At 59.8% G+C, this 20,361-nt stretch carries 16 protein-coding genes, 1 pseudogene and 1 other annotated feature; of the genes and pseudogenes, 7 read left to right on the top strand and 10 right to left on the bottom strand.

Annotated features, from left to right (window positions below):
• The first annotated feature begins 138 nt into the window (after window positions 1–138).
• Window positions 139–732: a GTP cyclohydrolase II gene (ribA, locus tag AC2CGI_RS05975; RefSeq protein WP_004930678.1), complete on the top strand. Its 594-nt coding sequence runs from the start codon at window positions 139–141 to the stop codon at window positions 730–732.
• 56 nt (window positions 733–788) lie between these two features.
• Here ribA and acnA read toward each other — a convergent pair whose 3' ends face one another.
• From acnA to topA, 4 genes are all read right to left on the bottom strand, one after another.
• The gene (gene acnA / locus AC2CGI_RS05970; protein WP_021503816.1) at window positions 789–3,461 is read right to left on the bottom strand and encodes an aconitate hydratase AcnA; all 2,673 of its coding nucleotides are present in this window, start codon (window positions 3,459–3,461) and stop codon (window positions 789–791) included.
• 497 nt (window positions 3,462–3,958) lie between these two features.
• Entirely contained in the window at window positions 3,959–4,933 is a 975-nt protein-coding gene (cysB, locus tag AC2CGI_RS05965) for an HTH-type transcriptional regulator CysB (RefSeq protein ID WP_004930690.1), read from the bottom strand.
• Window positions 4,934–5,154: 221 nt separating this feature from the next.
• Window positions 5,155–5,289, bottom strand: coding sequence for a hypothetical protein (locus tag AC2CGI_RS05960; protein WP_255201708.1), 135 nt, complete (start codon window positions 5,287–5,289; stop codon window positions 5,155–5,157).
• Between the two features lie 5 nt (window positions 5,290–5,294).
• Entirely contained in the window at window positions 5,295–7,892 is a 2,598-nt protein-coding gene (gene topA, locus AC2CGI_RS05955; protein WP_015378045.1) for a type I DNA topoisomerase, read from the bottom strand.
• 427 nt (window positions 7,893–8,319) lie between these two features.
• On the opposite strand from topA, the gene AC2CGI_RS05950 reads away from it, so the two are divergent.
• On the top strand, window positions 8,320–8,571 hold the full coding sequence (locus tag AC2CGI_RS05950; protein WP_004930700.1) for a YciN family protein: 252 nt from the start codon (window positions 8,320–8,322) through the stop codon (window positions 8,569–8,571).
• A gap of 51 nt (window positions 8,572–8,622) precedes the next feature.
• Here the strand turns inward: AC2CGI_RS05950 and sohB are convergent, their stop codons facing one another.
• Window positions 8,623–9,669, bottom strand: coding sequence for a protease SohB (gene sohB, locus AC2CGI_RS05945; RefSeq protein WP_004930703.1), 1,047 nt, complete (start codon window positions 9,667–9,669; stop codon window positions 8,623–8,625).
• A gap of 359 nt (window positions 9,670–10,028) precedes the next feature.
• Here sohB and AC2CGI_RS05940 point away from each other — a divergent pair, with 359 nt between their 5' ends.
• Window positions 10,029–10,790 (top strand): YciK family oxidoreductase, encoded by a 762-nt coding sequence (locus tag AC2CGI_RS05940; RefSeq protein WP_021503822.1) that lies wholly within the window; start codon window positions 10,029–10,031, stop codon window positions 10,788–10,790.
• A gap of 13 nt (window positions 10,791–10,803) precedes the next feature.
• A complete protein-coding gene (cobO, locus tag AC2CGI_RS05935) occupies window positions 10,804–11,394 on the top strand; it encodes a cob(I)yrinic acid a,c-diamide adenosyltransferase (RefSeq protein ID WP_004930707.1) in 591 nt (196 codons plus the stop codon).
• Window positions 11,395–11,433: 39 nt separating this feature from the next.
• Here cobO and rluB read toward each other — a convergent pair whose 3' ends face one another.
• From rluB to rnm, 5 genes are all read right to left on the bottom strand, one after another.
• Complete coding sequence (gene rluB, locus AC2CGI_RS05930; RefSeq protein WP_015378049.1) at window positions 11,434–12,330, bottom strand: 23S rRNA pseudouridine(2605) synthase RluB; 897 nt, start codon at window positions 12,328–12,330, stop codon at window positions 11,434–11,436.
• 161 nt (window positions 12,331–12,491) lie between these two features.
• Entirely contained in the window at window positions 12,492–13,289 is a 798-nt protein-coding gene (locus AC2CGI_RS05925) for an alpha/beta fold hydrolase (RefSeq protein ID WP_076740779.1), read from the bottom strand.
• Window positions 13,290–13,438: 149 nt separating this feature from the next.
• A complete protein-coding gene (locus AC2CGI_RS05920) occupies window positions 13,439–13,798 on the bottom strand; it encodes a Rap1a/Tai family immunity protein (RefSeq protein WP_004932057.1) in 360 nt (119 codons plus the stop codon).
• A gap of 115 nt (window positions 13,799–13,913) precedes the next feature.
• Window positions 13,914–14,534 carry an L-threonylcarbamoyladenylate synthase gene (locus AC2CGI_RS05915; protein WP_004932058.1) on the bottom strand — a complete coding sequence of 207 codons (621 nt, stop codon included), beginning with the start codon at window positions 14,532–14,534 and terminating at the stop codon, window positions 13,914–13,916.
• A 47-nt stretch (window positions 14,535–14,581) separates the two neighbouring features.
• A complete protein-coding gene (rnm, locus tag AC2CGI_RS05910; RefSeq protein ID WP_015378064.1) occupies window positions 14,582–15,463 on the bottom strand; it encodes an RNase RNM in 882 nt (293 codons plus the stop codon).
• Window positions 15,464–15,702: 239 nt separating this feature from the next.
• Window positions 15,703–15,806: a sequence feature (Trp leader region), on the top strand.
• Between the two features lie 24 nt (window positions 15,807–15,830).
• Here rnm and AC2CGI_RS05905 point away from each other — a divergent pair.
• The 3 genes and pseudogenes from AC2CGI_RS05905 to trpCF all read left to right on the top strand — a co-directional run bounded on the left by AC2CGI_RS05905 (window position 15,831) and on the right by trpCF (window position 20,354).
• Window positions 15,831–17,393, top strand: coding sequence for an anthranilate synthase component 1 (locus AC2CGI_RS05905; protein ID WP_015378065.1), 1,563 nt, complete (start codon window positions 15,831–15,833; stop codon window positions 17,391–17,393).
• Window positions 17,393–18,989: pseudogene (trpD, locus tag AC2CGI_RS05900) on the top strand (bifunctional anthranilate synthase glutamate amidotransferase component TrpG/anthranilate phosphoribosyltransferase TrpD). The gene AC2CGI_RS05905 and the pseudogene trpD overlap by 1 nt, the downstream one beginning before the upstream one ends.
• A gap of 3 nt (window positions 18,990–18,992) precedes the next feature.
• Window positions 18,993–20,354, top strand: a complete 1,362-nt coding sequence (gene trpCF / locus AC2CGI_RS05895) for a bifunctional indole-3-glycerol-phosphate synthase TrpC/phosphoribosylanthranilate isomerase TrpF (protein ID WP_175628160.1) — start codon at window positions 18,993–18,995, stop codon at window positions 20,352–20,354.
• Window positions 20,355–20,361 lie beyond the last annotated feature (7 nt).

Below are 20,361 nucleotides of genomic sequence, written 5' to 3'. Positions count from 1 at the left end.
CGGCAAGAAGTTGTGGCAAAATAGCCGATAATTAACGAAATAGAGATCGGCGTAGCACGTTTTAGTCTTGGTCAATTTACTAAACCGGACTTAGGATGCGCGACAATGATTGAATCGTAGGTTTTTGTGGAGAGTGACATGCAGCTGAAACGGGTGGCAGAGGCTAAACTGCCGACACCTTGGGGCGATTTCCTGATGGTAGGATTCGAAGAACTGGCGACCGGACATGACCATCTGGCACTGGTATTCGGTGATATTTCCGGCGAAGCGCCGGTGCTCGCACGCGTGCATTCCGAATGCCTGACCGGCGACGCGTTATTCAGCCTGCGCTGCGACTGTGGTTTTCAACTGGAAGCCGCACTGGAGCAGATTGCGGAAGAAGGCCGCGGCATCCTGCTGTACCATCGCCAGGAGGGCCGCAATATCGGCCTGTTGAACAAGATCCGCGCCTACGCCCTGCAGGATAAGGGCGCAGACACCGTGGAAGCCAATCACCAGCTCGGCTTCGCCGCCGACGAGCGCGACTTCACCCTGTGTGCCGACATGTTCAAACTGCTGGGCGTCGACGCGGTGCGTTTGCTGACCAACAACCCGAAAAAGGTCGAGATCCTGACCGAAGCCGGTATCAACATCAGCGAACGCGTGCCGTTGATCGTCGGCCGCAACCCGAAGAACGAACGCTATCTGGCAACCAAGGCCGCCAAAATGGGCCATTTGCTCGACCAGAAGTGATCGCCACCGCAGCGGAAACAATCAGGGCGCCTTACGGCGCCCTTTTTATTGATTAATTACAGCATTTTCCTGATCACATAGTGCAGGATGCCGTCGTTTTCGTAGTAAGTCAGCTCATTGCCGGTATCGATGCGGCAACGGGTGTCGACCACTTCCTTGCGCCCGTCGGCATAGGTGATGTGCACCGGCACCGTCTGGCCCGGCTGAAGCTGTTGCAGGCCGCCAACGCTGATCTGCTCATCCCCGGTCAGCCCCAGCGTTTTACGCGTCACCCCTTGCGGGAACTCCAGCGGCAAAATCCCCATGCCGATCAGGTTAGAGCGGTGAATACGCTCGAAGGATTCGGCAATCACCACCCGCACGCCCAGCAGGCGCGGCCCCTTCGCCGCCCAGTCACGGCTGGAGCCGGAACCGTACTCTTTACCGGCGATCACCGCCAGCGGCACCTTCTCCTGCTGATACTGCATGGCGGCGTCGTAGATAGACAGCTGCTGTTGCGAAGGAATATGGCGGGTATAGCCGCCTTCCACGCCCGGCACCATTTCGTTGCGGATGCGAATGTTGGCGAAGGTGCCGCGCATCATCACTTCGTGGTTGCCACGGCGTGAACCGTAGGAGTTGAAATCCTGCGGTGCTACGCCATGCTCGCTCAGGTAACGCCCCGCCGGGCTGTCGCGCTTGATGTTACCCGCCGGCGAGATGTGATCGGTGGTCACCGAGTCGGCCAGAATCGCCAGAATGCGCGCATCTTTGATGTCCTGCACCGGATCCGGCTTCACCTTCATGGTGCTGAAGAACGGCGGATGGCGGATATAGGTAGAATCCTCCTGCCACTGATAGGTCGCCGAACCGGTCACCTGGATCGCCTGCCAGTTGGCATCGCCGTCGAACACTTCGCCGTACTCCTTGTGGAACATCTCGGTGCGCACTTCTTCCACCGCCTGAGCGATGTCCCGGCTGCTCGGCCAGATGTCCTTCAGGTAGACCGGCTGGCCATCGTTGCCCTCGCCCAGCGGCTCTTTGGTCAGATCGATCTTCATGCTGCCCGCCAGCGCATAAGCCACCACCAGCGGCGGCGAGGCCAGCCAGTTGGTTTTCACCAGCGGGTGGATGCGCCCTTCGAAGTTACGGTTGCCCGACAGCACCGCGCCCACGGTCAGATCGCCCTCTTTGATCGCCTGCTCGATCGGATCCGGCAGCGGGCCGGAGTTACCGATGCAGGTGGTACAGCCATACCCCACCAGGTTGAACCCCAACTCTTCCAGATAAGCGGTGAGTTTGGCGCTGTCGAAGTAGTCGGTCACCACTTTGGAACCCGGCGCCAGCGAGGTTTTTACCCAGGGTTTGCTGCGCAGCCCTTTCTTGACGGCGTTTTTCGCCAGCAGGCCGGCCGCCATCATCACGCTCGGGTTGGAGGTGTTGGTGCAGGAGGTGATCGCCGCGATCACCACTGCGCCGTCGCGCAGTTCGTGCTGCTGCCCGTCCAGCGTAAAGGTTTTGCTGTCTGTCTTGGCCTTGTGGCCGCCGATATCCAACTCGGTAGCGGCCTTGAACGCCTGCGGCACATTCGGCAGCGCCACGCGATCCTGCGGGCGTTTCGGCCCGGCGAGGCTCGCCTCCACCGTCGACATATCCAGCGCCAGCGAGCTGGTGAATACCGGCTCATCTCCCGGATTGCGCCACATGCCCTGCGCCTTGGCGTAGGCTTCCACCAGCGCGATTTGTTCGGCGCTGCGACCGCTGAGTTTCATGTAGCCGAGCGTGACATCGTCTACCGGGAAGAAGCCGCAGGTAGCGCCGAACTCCGGCGACATGTTGGCGATGGTCGCACGGTCCGCCAGCGGCAGATCGGCCAGGCCGTCGCCGTAAAACTCGACGAACTTGCCGACAACGCCGTGCTTGCGCAGCATTTGGGTGACGGTCAGCACCAGATCGGTGGCGGTAATGCCCTCGCGGAGCTTGCCGGTCAGCTTGAAGCCGACCACGTCCGGGATCAGCATCGACACCGGCTGGCCCAGCATCGCCGCTTCCGCTTCGATACCGCCGACGCCCCAGCCGAGAATGCCCAGGCCGTTGATCATGGTGGTGTGAGAATCGGTGCCCACCAGCGTATCCGGATAGGCCACGCGGCGGCCGCTTTCGTCGCTGTGCCACACCGTTTGGCCAAGGTATTCGAGGTTAACCTGGTGGCAGATGCCGGTGCCCGGCGGCACCACGCGGAAGCGGTTGAAGGCCTTCTGCCCCCAGCGCAGAAAGGTGTAGCGCTCGTGGTTGCGCTGCATTTCGATGCGCACGTTGTCTTCAAAGGCATTATCGTCGCCAAATTCATCGACGGTGACCGAGTGGTCAATCACCAGATCCACCGGTGACAGCGGGTTCACCTGGTCGACATTGCCGCCCAGCCGCCGCACCGCTTCACGCATCGCCGCCAGATCCACCACCGCCGGCACGCCGGTAAAATCCTGCATCAGCACGCGTGCTGGACGGTAGGCGATCTCACGGTCAGCATGGCCGGTTTGCAACCAGGCGACGATGGCCTTGAGGTCGTCAACCTGCACGGTGTCGCCATCCACATGGCGCAGCAGGTTCTCCAACAGCACTTTCATTGATTTCGGCAACCGGTCGATATCACCCAGCTGCTTCGCCGCCAGCGGCAGACTGTAGTAGTAATATTCGCTATTCAGCGCAACCAGCTTATCCAGACTTGTTTCACGAAGATCGGACGACATAGCTCCTCCATTTCTTATTGTGATTAAAACAGGGTAATCAGTGAGGTCTTGTTTAAAGATACCACAAAGATAAGTTAACGTTTTGATAACAACACGATTTGATCACAACGATAGGCGGGAACAATCAAGAGGAAGGAAGTGCGAGCGCAGCCAAGGAGTTAGGCCACACGTCAACGAAAACGCCGCAACGAGGCGGCGTTTTCGCAGGGAAAATCTCGCGGCTCTAGCGGGATTGGCGCACCAGGCGGCGACAGACTGTGAGCACAACTGCAGCAATGATGGCAGAGACACCCAATTTAATGGCAATGACAGCCGAGTCGAAATTATTCATCCCTATTTCACCATCACCGCTAATTTCAATGTTGTTGGAAACGAAGCTGTCGAAAGGACGGCGGCTTTTCAGGATGATCCTGAGAAACAAGGAAGGTGCGGGTTTCCGGGCTAAAAAAACCGGTTAGGCAGGCACCTAACCGGGTTTGATTTGATATCGTCAACGATTACTTAATCGGCAGCTTGATGTCCTTGAACATCGCTTCGATTTCTTCATTGGAGCGCAGCGCCACTGCGCTGTCGACCACGTCGCGCGTCAGGTGCGGCGCGAAGCGCTGAATGAAGTCGTACATGTAGCTGCGCAGGAAGGTGCTACGGCGGAAGCCGATTTTAGTGGTGCTATATGTGAAGATATCGCGCGCATCCACCGTCACCAGATCCGGATCCTGCACCGGATCCACCGCCATGCTGGCGATCACCCCCACCCCCAATCCCAGACGCACATAGGTTTTAATCACGTCGGCGTCGGTGGCGGTGAAGACGATGCGCGGCGTCAGGCCGGCGCGGTTGAAGGCGGTGTCCAGCTCCGACCGGCCGGTAAAGCCGAAGGTGTAAGTGACGATCGGGTAAGCCGCCAGCTCTTCAATGCTGATGCTGCTTTTGCCCGCCAAAGGATGATCGGGCTTCACCACCACCGCACGGTTCCAGTGGTAGCACGGCAACATGATGAGATCGTCGTACAGGTGCAGCGCCTCGGTGGCGATGGCAAAATCGGCGGTGCCCTTGGAGACCGCTTCGGCGATCTGCGTCGGCGATCCCTGATGCATGTGCAGCGAGACGCGCGGGTAACGCTCGATAAAGCCCTTGATCACGTTTGGCAAGGCGTAGCGAGCCTGCGTATGCGTGGTGGCGACGTACAGCGAGCCTTTGTCCGGGTAGGTGTGTTCACCGGCAACGGCTTTGATGGCGTCTACTTTGGACAACACTTCACGCGCGATGCGAATGATTTCCTGGCCGGCGGGGGTGACCTGGGTCAGGTGCTTGCCGCTGCGGGCGAAAATCTGGATGCCCAGCTCATCTTCGAGCATGCGCACCTGTTTGCTGATGCCGGGTTGAGAGGTATAGAGCCCTTCTGCCGTCGAGGAGACATTCAGGTTGTGGTTAACCACTTCCACAATGTAACGAAGCTGCTGCAATTTCATATCTTATACCATCCTAGGTTAAACACTGCGGCTTACCCGCAGCCAGGTATATCGGTGTCGCCCCGGTATGCTGAAACTCACAAGCCATAAACCCCGTGTTCTACCCTGATGGTGAAGAAAACGCCGTTGTTAATAAGCTTTAATAATAAAAAAACTTTTTATATAACCACTATACCACGATGCAGCTTCAAGTATAGATCCGCGTCACACTATGATAACGATTATTTTGCATGGGTATCAACGTGAAACGGCGGTGTCGGAGGGATAAAAACAGCAAAGGATAGATCCGTTTGCCCCTTTTCACCAATAAAAAAACCAGCCGCCAGGGCTGGTTTTTCATCTTGCGGGCAGGACATCGGCCTTACTTCTTGCCTTCGACCCACTTGCCGTCCACGTAGAACGCGGACCAACCGGTCGCCTTGCCGTCTTTTTCAGAGGAGACGTACTGCTGCTTGGTTTTACGGCTGAAACGCACCAGCGTTTTGTTGCCTTCGGCATCCGCCACCGGCGCATCAGCCAGATAGCGCAGTTTCTCCGGCAGACGATCCTTGAAGCGAGCCAGCTCTTCCACCAACGGCGCGCGGGTCTCGCGCGATTTAGGGAAGGTGTTGGCCGCCAGGAACACGCCGGCAGCGCCGTCACGCAGCACGAAATAGGCGTCGGACTTCTCGCACGGCAGCTCCGGCAACGGCACCGGATCTTCCTTCGGCGGCGCGACATCGCCGTTACGCAGGATCTTGCGGGTGTTTTTGCAGTTCTCGTTGGTGCAGCCCATGTACTTGCCGAAACGCCCCATTTTCAGGTGCATTTCCGAACCGCACTTGTCGCACTCCACCACCGGGCCGTCATAGCCTTTCAGGCGGAACTCGCCCTCTTCGATCTCATAGCCGTCACACGCCGGGTTGTTGCCGCAGACGTGCAGCTTGCGCTGGTTATCGATCAGATAGCTGTCCATCGCCGTACCGCATTTCTGGCAGCGGCGGCGGGCGCGCAGCGCGTTGGTTTCCGCGTCGTCGCCTTCGAGGATGTTGAGCACTTCCGCTTCCGGCACCAGGTTGATGGTGGTTTTGCAACGCTCCTTCGGCGGCAACGCGTAGCCGGAACAGCCGAGGAACACGCCGGTGCTGGCGGTACGGATGCCCATCTTGCGGCCGCAGGTCGGGCAGTCGATGCTGGTCATCACCATCTGGTTAGGCCGCATGCCGCCTTCTTCCGGATCCTTCTCCGCCGTTTCAAGCTGCTCGCTGAAATCGACAAAGAACTCGTCCAGCACCGCTTTCCACTCAGCCTGATTGTTGGCGACCTCATCGAGGCCGTCTTCCATGCGTGCGGTGAAGTCATAGTTCATCAGCTCGCGGAAGTTCTCTTCCAGACGATCGGTGACGATCTCGCCCATTTTCTCGGCATAGAAACGGCGGCTTTCCACCCGCACATAACCGCGATCCTGAATGGTCGAGATGATGGAGGCGTAGGTGGACGGACGGCCGATGCCGCGTTTCTCCAACTCTTTCACCAGCGAAGCTTCGCTGTAACGCGCCGGCGGCTTGGTGAAGTGCTGGCTCGGGATCAGTTTCTGCAGATCCAGCTCGCTGCCGATTTCGACGAACGGCAACGTGCGATCTTCATCGCCCTTGCGCAACGCCGGCATCACCTTGGTCCAGCCGTCAAAGCGCAGCGTACGGCCCTTGGCGCGCAGCTGATAATCGCCGGCTTTTACCGTCAGCGTGGTGGAATCGTATTGCGCCGGCGTCATCTGGCAGGCAACGAACTGGCGCCAGATCAGCTGATACAGCTTCTGCGCGTCCGCTTCCATGTCTTTGAGCTGCTCGGCGAGCACGTTCACGTCCGAAGGACGGATCGCTTCGTGCGCTTCCTGCGAATTCTCTTTGCTGCTGTACTGATTCGGCGCCTTCGGCAGGTATTTATCGCCGAAGTTGTCGCCGATATAGCCACGCACCATGTTGAGCGCATCCTGGCTCAGGTTGGTGGAATCGGTACGCATATAGGTGATGTGGCCGGCTTCATACAGCCGTTGCGCCATCATCATGGTTTTCTTCACGCCGAAGCTCAGGCGGGTGCTGGCGGCCTGTTGCAGCGTGGAGGTAATGAAAGGCGCGCCCGGCTTGCTGCTGGTCGGTTTGTCTTCGCGATCCAGCACCGTGTAGCGGGCTTTTTCCAGCAACTTGACCGCGGCGTGAGTCTGCTCGCGGTTAACCGGCTTGAACGGTTTGTCGTGCGCATGGGTCACTTCCATCTGCAGCGCGGTTTCACCCTTCGCCAGCAGATCGGCATGCAGCTCCCAGTACTCTTCCGGCACGAACGCCTTGATGTCGCGTTCGCGCTCCACCACCAGACGCACCGCCACCGACTGCACACGGCCGGCGGACAGGCCGCGGGCGATTTTCTTCCACAGCAGCGGCGAGACCATATAACCCACCACGCGGTCCATAAACCGGCGCGCCTGCTGCGCGTTGACGCGATCAATGTTCAGCTCGCCCGGCTGTTTGAACGCCTGTTGGATCGCGTTTTTGGTGATTTCGTTAAACACCACGCGGCTAAAGCGTTTGTCATCGCCACCGATCACTTCCCGCAGGTGCCAGGCAATGGCTTCCCCTTCGCGGTCAAGGTCAGTTGCGAGATAAATGTGGTCGGCGTTTTCCGCCAACGATTTTAACTCGGCGACCACTTTTTCTTTACCCGGCAGGATTTCATAATGCGCTTTCCAGCCGTGGTAAGGGTCGACGCCCATGCGATTTACCAGCGCCGCCTTCTCATCTTTTTTAACTTTTTTCTTGGCTTTGTCTTCGGTTGAGTCAGCGCTCTTTTTGCTGGCTGAGCCACTGGTCGGCAAATCACGGATGTGACCGACGCTGGACTTCACCACGTAGTCACTTCCTAAATATTTATTAATAGTTTTGGCTTTTGCCGGGGACTCAACTATTACGAGAGCTTTACCCATATTTACCTTTACCTAATTTATTTCTTCTAAAAAGAAGTCTTTTATCTCGCCGTGCCGCGGCAATTCGTGTCTCTTTTTTTATATTGCGGCAGTCTGGCAAGAGATCAACAGATTTTTTTCTTTTGGTTGCCCAACTGCTCAACCTGAACGCAAGTTGTTGATCCTGCCTGCTATTCACCCATGCCCCAGAAGTATGGCTGTGTGAGTTTTATTCATGGCGTAAACAAAACCTTCCACCCGACGCCGCAAAATCCCACACTGTACCTGATAAAAAGCGTCACGCAACCTAATTAGCATGGAAAGTCCGATTTCGCCAACCGGCGGCCGCCCATGGCCATCCAGACGGCAAATAAACCTTAGTCGGTTTGCGGATAAAAGCGAACCGGCGTTAGAATATGCGCAGAGTTTTTAGTTTGGAGTCTAATAAATGCGCACGAATACTGCACCTATCGGCCGCGAGGCCCTGCTGGCGGAAGCAAATAACATCATCCGCCAACACGAAGATTATCTGCACGGCATGATCGCCACCGACGTTGAACAAAAAAGCGGCGTTTTAGTTTTTCGCGGCGAATACTTTTTGGATGCCGATGGATTGCCCACCGCCAAAACCACCGCGGTATTTAATATGTTTAAACATTTGGCTCACCTGCTTTCGGAAAAATACCACCTGGTCGATTAAGACAAGAAAACGGGGGCGCCTGGCCCCCGTTGATTCCCGCTCTCGTTGCCGTTACAACAACGGCTTTTCCCCACGCTGCCACCAGCGCAGCAGCAAACGATCGACGCTTTCCGCCGCGCTGCCGGTGAAGCGATCCATCAGGCGTTTGCGGCGCGTATAGCGCACGGCGATCACTTCGTGGTTATCCAGCTCGGCGATCAGCAAATCATCGCTGGTGCCGATGGCGTCGATCAGGCCCTTCTCTTTCGCCTGTGAACCGAACCAGTGCTCACCGGTGGCGACGCTGTCGATGTCGAGCGACGGACGCTGCTCATGCACAAAGCGCTTGAACAGCTCGTGCGTTTCGTTCAGATCTTCTCGGAACTTCTCGCGCCCTTGTTCGGTGTTTTCGCCAAACAGCGTCAGCGTGCGTTTAAATTGCCCGGCGGTGTGCAACTCCACGTCGATATCGTTCTTTTTCAACAGGCGGTGGAAGTTCGGGATCTGCGCCACCACGCCGATGGAACCGATGATGGCGAACGGCGCCGCCACGATGCGATCCGCAACGCAAGCCATCATGTAGCCGCCGCTGGCCGCCACTTTATCCACCGCGACCGTCAGACGAATGCCGCCTTTGCGCAGGCGCTCCAACTGCGAAGCCGCCAGGCCGTAGCCGTGCACCACCCCGCCAGGGCTTTCCAGGCGCAACAGAACTTCATCCTGCGCCGACGCCACCGCCAGCACCGCCGAGATCTCTTCGCGCAGCGAGGTGACCTCGTGCGCGTCCATGCTGCCCTTGAAGTCCAGCACATACAGGCACGGCTTGGCCACTTCCACCGCGCCGGACTTGGCGCGCTGTTTCTTCAATTTGTCATCAGATTTAGTCTGCTTTTTGAACTGTTTCAGCCAAACCTTCTGCTCGGCGGCATCCATGCGCGCCAGGCGCATATCGCGCTGCATCTCGCGATACTGTTCGCCGAGATCGGTCAGCTGCAGCTCCCCTTTCTGGCGGCTCTTGCGTTGCCCCAAACTGACCGCCAGGATGGCCAACGCGGCGATGGCGAGCACCACCGTGGCGACCTTGGCCAGAAACAGGCCATAAACAGATATAAACTCCACAGATTCCGCCTTTATTTACAGGTTGTTAGTATGCTTATTTCCATTTTAGCCAACCGCAGCGGCTGCTGTCGCGGCTAAATGAAAATTCATTGCGCACAGAGCATCACTATGGGGACGATTTACGGCCGAACCAAGCCGCCACCGCCGCGCTTTTGTTACAAAAGAATGCCATTTCAGCCTGCTACGCATTGAAAATGCCCGCGGATTAAGGCATATAACACCCATTATTCATCAATATGATGAGACGGATTCGCTGCGCGGCCCGCAGATGGTCGAGCCTTCGCTCCCGCCCCGGCCGCGCGTTTCACCCTTGCTCCCCGATATCTGCGGGAGAACAGCCACCAAGGCGAGGATTTATCGTGCATTACCAACCCAAACAAGATCTGCTCGAACAACGTATCATTTTGGTCACCGGCGCCGGCGACGGCATCGGCCGTGAAGCGGCGCTGACCTACGCGCGCTTCGGCGCCCAGTTGGTGCTGCTGGGGCGCACCGAGAGCAAACTGCTGGCGGTACAACAAGAGATCGCAGCCCAGGGCGGTGCCCCGGCCCTGGTGGTGACGCTGGACTTGCTGCACGCCACTCAGGAGCAATGCCGGCAGATAGCCGACGATCTGGCGCACCAGATCCCCCGCCTTGATGGCGTGCTGCACAACGCCGGCCTGCTCGGCGACATCGCGCCGATGGCCGACCTGTCGATGACCATGTGGCAAGAAGTGATGCAGGTTAACGTCAACGCCACCTTTATGCTGACTCAGGCACTGCTGCCGCTGCTGCTGAAATCCCACGCCGGGTCGCTGGTGTTCACCAGCTCCAGCGTCGGGCGTACCGGCCGCGCAGATTGGGGTGCCTATGCGGTGTCGAAGTTCGCCACCGAGGGCATGATGCAGGTGTTGGCCGACGAGTACAAAAACCGCAATCTGCGGGTGAACTGCATCAATCCGGGCGGCACTCGCACCAAAATGCGCGCATCTGCCTTCCCGCACGAAGACAAGAACAAGCTGAAAACCCCGGCCGATATCATGCCGCTGTATCTGTATTTGATGGGCGAAGACAGCCGCCGCAAAACCGGCATGAGCTTCGACGCGCAGCCGAACCGCAAACCCGGCGCAGCCGAATAATCAGGAGCGTTTCATGGCGGAAGATCGTCATCAACAGCGCCAGCAGCGCCTGAAAGAACAGGTCGATGCGCGCATCGCTGCGGCGCAGGACACCCGCGGCCTGCTGCTGGTGTTTACCGGCAACGGCAAAGGCAAAACCACCGCCGCCTTCGGCACCGTCACCCGCGCGGTCGGCCACGGCATGCGCGCCGGAGTGATCCAGTTCATCAAGGGCGAATGGCCCAATGGCGAAAAGAATCTGCTGCAGCAACACGGCGTTGAATTTCAGGTGATGGCCACCGGTTTCACCTGGGAAACGCAAAACAAGGCCGGCGACACCGCCGCCTGCCAGGCGGTGTGGCAGCACGGCAAACGCATGCTGGCCGACAGCAGCCTGGATCTGGTGCTGCTGGACGAAGTGACCTACATGCTGACCTACGGCTATCTGGAACTGGAAGAGCTGAAGGAAGCACTCCTGCAACGCCCTGCGCATCAGACGGTGATCCTGACCGGGCGCGGCTGCCATCGCGATCTGTTGGAACTGGCGGATACGGTCACGGAGATGCGGCCGGTGAAACACGCGTTCGACGCGGGCGTGAAGGCGCAACAAGGGATCGATTGGTAACAAAACGTTCTGGCCCCGAACGGGGCCAGAACGGCGGGATTAGCTGCGTTTGCTTGGCTTGCCTGGTTTGCTGCCTGGCGCACTGCGGCGGCCGCTGCCGGCCACCTGCGAGTGGCGCTTGACCGCCCGGCGGATCTGGTTGGCCTTCACGCGGCGGCGCTCACGCTCCACCGGCATTTTGCTGACCGTTTCCGGTTTCAACTCCACCAGCTCGCGCAGGTAGTTGATCGCCGGCAGATCCAGTTCGGCCCAGCCGCCGCGCGGCAGGCCTTTCGGCAGATCGATGTCGCCGTAACGCACGCGGATCAGGCGGCTCACCTGCACGCCCACCGCTTCCCACAGGCGACGCACTTCACGGTTGCGGCCTTCAGTCAGGGTCACGTTGTACCACTGATTGAGGCCTTCACCGCCCTGGAAGCTGATGGTGCGGAAGGCGGCCGGGCCGTCTTCCAATTGCACGCCTTTGCTCAGCTGCTTCACTTTCGCATCGTCGACCTGGCCGAACACGCGCACCGCGTATTCGCGCTCCACTTCACGGCTCGGGTGCATCAGACGGTTGGCCAGTTCACCATCGGTAGTGAACAGCAGCAGACCAGAGGTGTTGACGTCCAGGCGCCCTACCGCCACCCAGCGCGAACCGCGCAGCTTCGGCAGGCGATCGAACACCGTCGGGCGGCCTTCAGGATCGCTGCGGGTACACAGCTCGCCTTCCGGTTTGTAGTAAGCCAGCACCCGGCAAACCACCTCTTCGGACTCTTTGATCGACAGGACATGACCGTCCAGACGAATTTTCATCGCCGGCGTCACTTCAACGCGATCGCCCAGCTTGGCGACCTTGCCGTCGACGCTGACGCGCCCGGCTTCAATCATGGTTTCGATTTCACGACGCGAGCCATGCCCGGCGCGCGCTAAAACTTTCTGTAACTTTTCGCTCATTGAGCAACCTCTAATGTCGCCTTCACAGGCGTCGGGGGGATACCGCCGTGGCCAACCGCCACCACGGTCATAATACGTTTATCAGGATCGAACCGCGTATTATACAGGCTTTCTAAGGTGTTGAAACCCACTTTATCGGCGGTGGCCCCCACAGGCGGCGTTCACGGCGCCAAAAAATCCTCCACCGCCCATAGCACCGCGTCAGGCCGTTCCAGAATACCGAGGTGAGTGCGGGCCTCCCCTAGACGCACCACGGAGAAAAACGGCTGCTCGGCGGCAAATGTCTGCTGTTGCCGCAAATAGTCGTCGCGGCGATCCAACGAGTAGATGTGCCGGCACAGCGGCGGCGCGCTCATGCCCGCCAGGCGTTGCAGCGGCGAGCCGAATTGCCGGTAGGCCTGTTCGATGGCCACCCCGGCGGCACGCCAAAGCCGGTAATCCTCCTGCGCCATCTCGACCTCCAGATGGCGTTTGACCCGATCGTGGCGGATGCCGCCCTGCCAAAAGTCGAACAAGGCGTCGCGTGCCGCCAGCCACTGCTGCGGCTGCTGCATGCGGCTCACCGCCGTAAAGAACGCCGGCTCCGGCTGCGTCATGATCCAGTCGAGAAACACCATGCCCCGTACCCGTTGCGGCAACGCTTCGGCCAACGCTACCGCCAGCCAGCTGGCGTGCGCCACCGACAGAGTGACCGCGTTATCCAAACGCAGCGCCGTCAGCAGTTGGCGCACATCCTCCAGCAAGTCGTCCGCCGTCAGCGACATCTCCGTGGCTTTTGACGACAGGCCATGGCCACGCCAGTCGATGCTGATCACCCGATAGCGTTCGGCCGCCAGAGCGATGAACGGCTCAAACACGGTTTTCGGTTCGCACCAGCCGGGCAGCAACACCAACGTGAGCGGCCCTGAGCCGACATCCTGATAGTCGAGTATCATGTTGGCACTGTGAAATGCGGTCATATTACCTCCTGCGCGTCTCTCCCCGACCCGTTCGGGGAATACCGACGGGGATAAGGTGACAGCGCAGCAGGTATTGATCTATTGAAGTTCGTGCGGAAAGCCCCCTGGGCGCACCTTATGAAAAAATGCGCACTAATTGGAATGGGAACTTAATGGCGCACGCAAGGATAGGCGGCACTTAACGCCAGCATGATCACCGACGGTGCGGAATAATGCAGTTGCTCAGGATGCTCGTTCAAATACTGCATCACCGCGTCGGCGGCTACGCCGATGCTCATCCCGGCTTCCGGGCAGATATTGCGATTGCCCTGCATGGAATAAGTATCGAATACGCCGGCGACGTATCCCATGAACATGCCGCCATTCAGCGCTTCGGCCACGGTGGCTTCACCGCTTTTATTTTTTACGTAACCGCTGGATTCCGCCAGCAGACCACTGCCCGAATAAAACCCCGCATTTGCCATTGAGGAAAATAATAAGGCCGCTAAAAAAGAAACCTGTTTAATCATTGCTGCGCATCCTGCCCATTATCAATTCTGAAGTCTTCAAGAATAGCGGCTTTCACGCGAAATAGCGTCGCTTCAGCCGATTTTCAGACAATGGGCAAGGTGGCAACAATTGACATCAACGGAAAGGCGCCGCGTCGCCCGCCCCCTCACGCACCACTTCCGGCGAGGATTCGGTCAGATCGATCACCGTGGTCGGCTGTTGGCCAAGGAAGCCGCCGTGGATCACCAGATCGACCACCTTGCCCAAATGATCGTTGATCTCTTCCGGATCGGACTCGGCAAAATCATTGCCCGGCAGCATCAGGGTGGTGGACATCATCGGTTCGTTCAGCGCCTCCAGCAGCGCCAATGCGATCGGGTTCGACGGCACACGCAGGCCGATGGTTTTGCGCTTTTCATTCATCAGGCGGCGCGGCACTTCTTTGGTCGCTTTCAGAATGAAGGTGTAGTTGCCCGGCGTATTGTTTTTAATCAGGCGGAACGCCGTATTATCGACGTGCGCATAAGTCGACAACTCGGACAGATCGCGGCACATCAGGGTGAAATTGTGGTTGCCGTCCAACTGACGGATGCGGCAAATGCGTTCCATCGCCGCCTTTTCTTCCAGCATACAGCCCAGCGCGTAGCCGGAATCGGTGGGATAAACGATCACCCCGCCCTTGCGCAGCACCTCAACCGCCTGGTTAATCAAACGCGGCTGTGGGTTGTCCGGGTGAATATAAAAAAGCTGACTCATGACTTGCTCCTAAAATGATGCCCGCGCGCGTTGCCACGCGCGAAAAATCAGACCGCCTCGCCAGGCTGCGGCCAATCGCGCCACACCGGCTCGACCCCGCCCGGCAGCCACAGTTTGCGGCCCAGTTCGATCCACGAACAAGGCTGATGAAAATCAGATCCTTGCGAGGCCAACAGGCGGTAGTCCTGGGCGTATTTCGCCAACTGCGAGCGCTCATGCGGCGCCTGCTGACACTGCGCCACTTCCATGGCGTCGCCGCCGTGTTCGGCGAAATGCGCCAGCAAACGTTTCAACCACTTCGCGGTCAGATCGTAACGGCCGGGATGCGCTATCACCGCCTGGCCGCCCGATTGATGAATCGCATCAATGGCTTGTTCTATTGTACACCACTGCGGCGGCACGTAGCCGGTTTTGCCTTTGGCCAGATATTTCTTGAACACCTGCGCCATGTTGTCCGCCACGCCAATCTCCACCAGGTAACGGGCGAAATGGCCGCGGGTCACCGCACCGGCCCCCGCCAACCGCTGGGCGCCGGCATAGGCGTCGGGAATGCGCGCTTTACCCAGACGCGCGCCGATCTCCTGCGCCCGCCGGTTGCGACGTTCGGTTTGTTCCGCCAATAGCGCCACCAGCGCCGGGTGCGCGACGTCCATGCCCAACCCAACGATATGAATTTCATGGTTTTCCCACAGCGTCGAGATTTCCACCCCGTTGACCAGCCGCAGCGGCAACGCCTGCTCCGCAATAGCGGCGGCGGCCTCAGCCAAGCCTGCGGTGGTGTCGTGATCGGTGATCGCCAGCACACCCACGCGCATCTCTACCGCCCGCAGCACCAGCTGCGTTGGCGTCAGGTAGCCATCAGAGGCGGTCGTGTGGCTGTGGAGATCGTACAGAGTAAAAGCGGTGGATGGGGGGTTACTGTCTGTCAAAACGGCTATCCGGCAATGGCTTGGCTTTCTATCATACCCGCGATCGGCGGCCGGACGGAAATCTATTCTGCGCCAGGCAGACGATGAATAGAATTCACGCTGACCGCTAAAACATTGTGCAAAAAGAGGGTTGACTTTGCCTTCTCGAACCAGTTAACTAGTACACAAGTTCACGGCAACGGCCGTGTCGGATGAGAGTTAACAAAGAGAGTCTGCAAATGAACACAAACATTTCTCTTCACGGTTGGTGGCGTACCTCCCTCTTGCGGGCGGTGTAATCACGCATAGCTGTCATCTGACAATGCAGATTTCCTGAGCCCGCACCTGATGCGGGCTTTTTTATGGACAGAATTCACTGGAACCACCGATGATGAACACCAAACCACAACTGACACTGCTGAAGGCGCAAGCCAGCTACCGGGGCGACCCCACCACCCTTTTCCACCAGCTGTGCGGCGCGCGGCCGGCCACCCTGCTGCTGGAGTCGGCGGAAATCAACAGCAAACAGAATCTGCAGAGCCTGCTGGTGATCGACAGCGCGCTGCGCATTACCGCACTGGGCCACACCGTCAGCGTGCAGGCGCTCACCGCCAACGGCGCGGCGCTGCTGCCGCTGCTGGACGAAGCGCTGCCGCCCGAGGTGCGCAATCAGGCACGCCCTAACGGCCGCGAGCTGACCTTCCCGGCGATCGACGAGGTGCAGGACGAAGACGCGCGCCTGCGCTCCCTGTCGGTGTTCGACGCACTGCGCACACTGCTGACGCTGGTGGACTCCCCGGCGGACGAGCGCGAAGCCGTGATGCTGGGCGGCCTGTTCGCCTATGATTTGGTCGCCGGTTTTGAAAACCTGCCGGCGCTGCGCCAGGATCAACGCTGCCCGGACTTCTGCTTCTATCTGGCGGAAACCCTGCTGGTGCTGGATCATCAACGCGGCTCGGCCCGTCTGCAGGCCAGCGTTTTCAGTGAGCAGGCGAGTGAAGCGCAGCGTTTGCAGCACCGCCTGGAACAGCTGCAGGCTGAGTTGCAACAACCCCCGCAGCCAATCCCGCACCAAACGCTGGAAAACATGCAGCTGAGCTGTAACCAGAGCGACGAAGAGTACGGCGCGGTGGTCAGCGAGCTGCAGGAAGCGATCCGCCAGGGCGAGATTTTCCAGGTGGTGCCGTCGCGCCGCTTCACCCTGCCGTGCCCGGCGCCGCTGGCGGCCTACCAAACGTTGAAAGACAACAACCCCAGCCCGTACATGTTCTTCATGCAGGATGATGACTTCACCCTGTTCGGCGCTTCGCCGGAGAGCGCGCTGAAATACGACGCGGGCAATCGCCAAATCGAAATCTACCCGATCGCCGGCACTCGCCCACGCGGCCGCCGCGCCGATGGGTCGCTGGATTTGGATCTCGACAGCCGCATCGAGCTGGAAATGCGCACCGACCACAAAGAGCTGGCCGAGCACTTGATGCTGGTCGATCTGGCGCGCAACGATCTGGCGCGCATCTGCCAGGCCGGCAGCCGCTACGTGGCCGACCTGACCAAAGTGGATCGCTATTCATTCGTCATGCACCTGGTTTCCCGCGTGGTGGGCACCCTGCGCGCCGATCTCGACGTGCTGCACGCCTACCAGGCCTGCATGAACATGGGCACCCTCAGCGGCGCGCCGAAAGTGCGGGCGATGCAGCTGATCGCCGCCTCCGAAGGCACGCGCCGCGGCAGCTACGGCGGCGCAGTGGGCTACTTCACCGCCACCGGCGATCTGGATACCTGCATCGTCATTCGCTCCGCCTACGTTGAAGATGGCATCGCCACCGTGCAAGCCGGTGCCGGCGTGGTGCTGGATTCCGTCCCGCAGGCGGAAGCCGACGAAACCCGTAATAAAGCCCGTGCCGTGCTGCGCGCCATCGCCACTGCGCACCATGCCAAGGAGGTGTTCTGATGGCCGATATCCTGCTGCTCGACAACGTCGACTCCTTTACCTACAACCTGGTCGATCAGCTGCGCGCCAGCGGCCACCAGGTGGTGATTTACCGTAATCAGATCGCCGCCGAGGTGATCATCGAGCGTCTGCAACAGATGGAACAGCCGGTGCTGATGCTGTCGCCCGGCCCTGGCGCCCCTTCCGAAGCGGGCTGTATGCCGGAACTGCTGCAGCGTCTGCGCGGCCAACTGCCGATCATCGGCATCTGCCTCGGCCACCAGGCGATCGTCGAAGCCTATGGCGGCCAGGTCGGCCAGGCGGGCGAGATCCTGCACGGCAAAGCCTCGGCGATCGCTCACGATGGCGAAGGCATGTTCGCCGGCATGGCCAATCCGCTGCCAGTGGCGCGCTACCACTCGCTGGTCGGCAGCAATATCCCGGCCGATCTCACCGTCAACGCCCGTTTCGGCGAAATGGTGATGGCGGTGCGCGACGACCGCCGCCGCGTGTGCGGCTTCCAGTTCCACCCGGAATCGATTCTGACCACCCACGGCGCGCGCCTGCTTGAGCAGACCCTGGCCTGGGCGCTGGCGAAGTAATATAAGGAACACGACGATGCAACCTATTCTTGAGAAACTGTACCGCGCCGAGTCGATGAGCCAGCAGGAAAGCCAACAGCTGTTCAGCGCCATCGTGCGCGGCGAGCTGGAGCCGAGCCAACTGGCGGCGGCGTTGATCAGCATGAAAGTCCGCGGCGAGCGCCCGGAAGAGATCGCCGGCGCCGCCAAAGCGCTGCTGGACGACGCTCAGCCGTTCCCGCGCCCTGACTATCTGTTCGCCGATATCGTCGGCACCGGCGGCGACGGCACCAACAGCATCAATATTTCCACCGCCAGCGCCTTCGTGGCGGCGGCGTGCGGCGCGAAGATCGCCAAACACGGCAACCGCAGCGTCTCTAGCCGTTCCGGCTCTTCGGATCTGCTGGCGGCGTTCGGTATCCGTCTGGATCTGCCGGCGGAAGAGGCGCGCAAGGCGTTGGACGATCTTGGCGTGTGCTTCCTGTTCGCGCCGCAGTACCACACCGGTTTTCGTCACGCCATGCCGGTGCGCCAGCAGCTGAAGACCCGCACACTGTTCAACGTGCTGGGCCCGCTGATCAACCCGGCGCGCCCGCCGCTGGCGCTGATCGGCGTTTACAGCCCGGAACTGGTGCTGCCGATTGCCGAAACCCTGCGCGTGCTGGGTTATCAGCGTGCGGCGGTGGTTCACGGCGGCGGCATGGACGAGGTGGCGATCCACGCCCCGACGCACGTGGCGGAATTGAACAACGGCGAAATCAGCAGCTACCAGCTCACGCCGCAGTCCTTCGGATTGGAAACCTATCCGCTGGAAGCCTTGCTGGGCGGTACGCCGGAAGAAAACCGTGACATTTTGGCGCGGCTGTTACAAGGTAAAGGCGAGCCGGCGCACGCCGCGGCGGTCGCGGCCAACGTCGCGTTGCTTCTGAAGTTATTCGGACATGAAGACCTGCGCCAAAATGCGCGGCAGGCACTGGATATGATCAACAGCGGGCAGGCCTATGAGCGTGTCATCGCACTGGCGGCAAGAGGATAAATGATGCAGGAAACCGTGCTACACAAGATTGTCCGCGACAAAGCGCAATGGATCGCGGCGCGACAACAGCAACAGCCCCTGGCCGGCTTTCAGAACGACATCGTGCCGAGTGAACGCAGTTTCTATCACGCGCTGCAGGGCACCCGGACGGCTTTCATTCTCGAATGCAAGAAGGCCTCGCCTTCCAAAGGGCTGATTCGCGAGAACTTTGATCCGGTAGAGATCGCCACGGTGTATAAAGATTTCGCCTCGGCGATCTCGGTGCTGACCGACGAGAAATACTTCCAGGGCAGCTTCGATTTCCTGCCGCTGGTCAGTAAAGCCGTCAGCCAACCGGTGTTGTGCAAAGACTTTATCATCGATCCATATCAGATTTACCTGGCGCGCTACTATCAGGCCGATGCCATCCTGCTGATGCTGTCGGTGTTGACCGACGACCAGTATCGCCAACTGGCGGCGGTAGCCCACAGCCTGAATATGGGCGTGCTGACCGAAGTGATCAGTGAAGAAGAACTGCAGCGCGCGATCGCGCTGGAAGCGCGCGTGGTCGGCATCAACAACCGCGATCTGCGCGATCTGAGCATCGATCTGAACCGCACCCGCCAGCTGGCGCCGCGCGTGCCGCATGGCGTGACGGTGATCAGCGAGTCAGGCATCAACAGCTATGGGCAGATCCGCGAACTGAGCCATTACGCCAACGGCTTCCTGATCGGCAGCGCGCTGATGTCGGAACCCGATCTGCGCGCCGCCGTGCGCCGCGTGATCCTCGGCGACAACAAAGTGTGCGGCCTGACCCGTCCGCAGGACGCCGCCGCCGCCTATCAGACCGGCGCCATCTACGGCGGGCTAATCTTCGTCGGCCGTTCGCCGCGCTATGTGGACATCACCCGCGCCCGCGAAGTGATCTCCGGCGCGCCGCTGAAGTATGTCGGCGTGTTCTGCGACGCCCAGCTCGATACCGTGGCGTTGACCGTTGAGCGCCTCGGGCTGCATGCGGTGCAACTGCACGGCGCGGAGGACCAGGCCTATATCAGCGCCCTGCGCGCCCGTTTGCCGGCCGATTGCCGCATCTGGAAAGTGCTGAGCGTGAAAGATCGGGTGCCGGCGCGCGATCTGCAGCATGTCGATCGCTACCTGCTCGACAACGGCGCCGGCGGCACCGGCCAACGCTTCGACTGGTCGGTATTGCAAGGCGAAGATCTGACCAACGTGATGCTGGCGGGCGGCCTGCGCGCCGACAACTGCGTCGAAGCGGCCAAGCTCGGCTGCGCCGGGCTGGACTTCAACTCCGGCGTGGAAAGCGAACCGGGCATCAAAGATCCCGCGCGCCTGGCCTCGGTCTTCCAGACCCTGCGCGCCTACTGAATACGGC

This window comes from Serratia sp. LSHTC3, from assembly GCF_057197125.1.
This window is presented reverse-complemented; position numbering and strand designations above follow the sequence as displayed.

Bases quoted from the DNA above. Each gene is read 5' to 3' on its own strand.
- cobO (WP_004930707.1), top strand. From the start codon at position 10,804: ATGGCGGAAGATCGTCATCAACAGCGCCAGCAGCGCCTGAAAGAACAG.
- trpCF (WP_175628160.1), top strand. From the start codon at position 18,993: ATGCAGGAAACCGTGCTACACAAGATTGTCCGCGACAAAGCGCAATGG.
- AC2CGI_RS05920 (WP_004932057.1), bottom strand. From the start codon at position 13,798: ATGATTAAACAGGTTTCTTTTTTAGCGGCCTTATTATTTTCCTCAATG.
- AC2CGI_RS05960 (WP_255201708.1), bottom strand. From the start codon at position 5,289: ATGTCCTGCCCGCAAGATGAAAAACCAGCCCTGGCGGCTGGTTTTTTT.
- AC2CGI_RS05950 (WP_004930700.1), top strand. From the start codon at position 8,320: ATGCGCACGAATACTGCACCTATCGGCCGCGAGGCCCTGCTGGCGGAA.
- cysB (WP_004930690.1), bottom strand. From the start codon at position 4,933: ATGAAATTGCAGCAGCTTCGTTACATTGTGGAAGTGGTTAACCACAAC.
- rluB (WP_015378049.1), bottom strand. From the start codon at position 12,330: ATGAGCGAAAAGTTACAGAAAGTTTTAGCGCGCGCCGGGCATGGCTCG.
- AC2CGI_RS05905 (WP_015378065.1), top strand. From the start codon at position 15,831: ATGATGAACACCAAACCACAACTGACACTGCTGAAGGCGCAAGCCAGC.
- AC2CGI_RS05915 (WP_004932058.1), bottom strand. From the start codon at position 14,534: ATGAGTCAGCTTTTTTATATTCACCCGGACAACCCACAGCCGCGTTTG.
- acnA (WP_021503816.1), bottom strand. From the start codon at position 3,461: ATGTCGTCCGATCTTCGTGAAACAAGTCTGGATAAGCTGGTTGCGCTG.
- ribA (WP_004930678.1), top strand. From the start codon at position 139: ATGCAGCTGAAACGGGTGGCAGAGGCTAAACTGCCGACACCTTGGGGC.
- AC2CGI_RS05925 (WP_076740779.1), bottom strand. From the start codon at position 13,289: ATGACCGCATTTCACAGTGCCAACATGATACTCGACTATCAGGATGTC.
- topA (WP_015378045.1), bottom strand. From the start codon at position 7,892: ATGGGTAAAGCTCTCGTAATAGTTGAGTCCCCGGCAAAAGCCAAAACT.